Source organism: Escherichia sp. AM3 (assembly GCF_032029835.1).
Taxonomy (GTDB): Bacteria; Pseudomonadota; Gammaproteobacteria; order Enterobacterales; family Enterobacteriaceae; genus Escherichia; species Escherichia coli.
The window spans coordinates 1-493 of sequence record NZ_JAVUPQ010000544.1; the positions used below are offsets into that span (position 1 = coordinate 1).

Sequence of the window (493 nt, forward strand, 5' to 3'; positions counted from 1 at the left end):
TCGGTGATGGCAAGCAATACTGCTCCAGCTATCAGGCATCCCATTCCCATTCGCAAGACACTTGGGCTGCCCCACTTGGGTATCACACGCCCCATAAAACGAGCCGTAAACACCATGGCAATTGCCACTGTGGCGAACAGCAGGCTGAAGCCAAGCTGAGACACACCTTGCCTGCCCATCATTAGTCCGGGCGCAATGGAGAAAAAGACGAAGAAGCTACCCATTCCAGCGGCGTAACACAACGTGTACAACCAGAAGTTCAGGCACTTAACGGGGAGTAGCAGCTGCGACCATTGCAAGCCCGCAACTCGTTGCACCCGGGTTTCAGGCCAGAATCGCCACGCTGCTGCAGATGCAGCGATCATGCCCAAACCTAGAAACGCAAAGATAGCCCGCCACCCAAGCCACATGTCGACGAGCGCTCCGAGCAATGGGCCTACCGCCGGGACCATGGCCAGCATGGATCCGAGTATGCCGTAAATGACATTACTTT

Annotated in this window: 1 protein-coding gene; it reads right to left on the minus strand. The window is 55.8% G+C overall.

What is annotated here, in order from left to right; all coding sequences use genetic code 11:
- The coding region (locus RTW80_RS27135; RefSeq protein WP_312721193.1) for an MFS transporter at positions 1–493 on the minus strand (493 nt) is incomplete at both ends.